Genomic DNA, 1,531 nt, shown 5'->3' with positions numbered 1-1,531 from the left:
TATCTGTGAGGGGGATCCGCGAAAGCCGGCCGCGGCAGTAGGGCGCGTCCCATGAGCCGCTGGTCGGCCGAGCGCCGCCCATCACGCGCCCTGGCGGCGTTCTCGACGGTCGACGGCCAACACCGGGCCGCCTCCCTCCTCTGCGTTGCCAGGCCACGCGCTGGACGACGCTCGACTCGACGCCGGTTCACGGGACACGCTCTGCTTCCTTATCCTGTCCATCGTGACCCTCGCACCGACTCTTGCGATCATCGGCGGCGGCCAGCTGGCCCGCATGATGGCTCAGCCCGCAATCGCGCTCGGCCTCCCGCTCCGGCTTCTGGCCGAGGGTGAAGGCGTGTCGGCGGCGCAGGTCATCCCCGACCAGATGGTGGGGGACTACCGCGACCTGGATCTGCTGAAGAAGGTGACCGAGGGCTGCGAGGTCGTCACCTTCGACCACGAGCACGTGCCGACCGAGCACCTGCACGCGCTGGAGGCGGCCGGCGTCGCGGTCCGGCCGGGGCCCGATGCGCTCGTTCACGCCCAGGACAAGGGCGTCATGCGCGCGCGGCTCGACGAGCTCGGCGTCCCGTGCCCGCGCAATGCCATCGTGTCGTCGGTCGCTGAGGTCGAGGCGTTCGGTTTCCCGTGCGTCCTCAAGACCACCCGCGGCGGGTATGACGGCAAGGGCGTCTGGGTCGTACGCGGCGTGGCCGACGTCGCCGAGCCGCTCCGCGTCGCCACGGAGGCGGGTGTCCAGGTCCTGGCCGAGGAGCTCGTCGACTTCCGCAGAGAGCTCTCCGCGATCGTCGCCCGTTCGCCGAGCGGCCAGGCCGCTGCGTACCCGGTCGTGCACACCTACCAGGAGAACGGCGTCTGCAAGGAGGTCATCGCTCCCGCGCCCGACCTCTCCGCCGAGCTCGCCGTCGAGGGGGAGCAGATCGCACTGCGGATCGCCAAGGAGCTCGGGGTCACCGGGGTTCTGGCGGTGGAGATGTTCGAGACCGTCGACGGTCGGCTCCTGGTCAACGAGCTCGCCATGCGACCCCACAACACCGGTCACTGGACTCAGGACGGCGCGGTCACCTCGCAGTTCGAGAACCACCTGCGCGCGGTCATGGACCTGCCGCTCGGCTCGCCCGCGCCCCGCGCGAAGTGGTCGGTGATGGTCAACATCCTCGGCCCCTCTGGTGAAGATGTCGGGCGCCTCTACGACGGCTACCCCCACGCCATGGCCCGCGACCCCCACCTGCGCGTCCACCTCTATGGCAAGGACATGCGTCCCGGCCGCAAGGTCGGCCACGTCAACGTCTACGGCGACGACCTCGACGACTGCCTCGAGCGCGCCCGCCACGCCGCCGACTGGTTCCAGGGTGACCTCGGCAACGACTCCGACTGACCGCCGAAGCGTCACCCCGCCCGCCGAGAAGTCAGTTCTGCTGGCCGAGAGGTCACCCGTGTCGGCCGAGGCGTCAGTTCTGCTGGCCGAGAGGTCACCCGTGTCGGCCGAGGCGTCAGTTCTGCTGGCCGAGAGGTCACCCGTGTCGGC

The 1,531-nt window shown here is 70.3% G+C and carries 1 protein-coding gene; it reads left to right on the top strand.

Annotated features, from left to right (window positions below):
• Positions 1-223 precede the first annotated feature (223 nt).
• Positions 224-1,381 (top strand): 5-(carboxyamino)imidazole ribonucleotide synthase, encoded by a 1,158-nt coding sequence (locus ACRDPS_RS23935; RefSeq protein WP_431504174.1) that lies wholly within the window; start codon positions 224-226, stop codon positions 1,379-1,381.
• Positions 1,382-1,531 lie beyond the last annotated feature (150 nt).

This window comes from Nocardioides sp., assembly GCF_050699375.1.
Classification (GTDB): Bacteria; Actinomycetota; Actinomycetes; order Propionibacteriales; family Nocardioidaceae; genus Nocardioides.
Note: the sequence above shows the minus strand (reverse complement) of the source record. Positions and strands in the feature narration are given on the sequence as shown.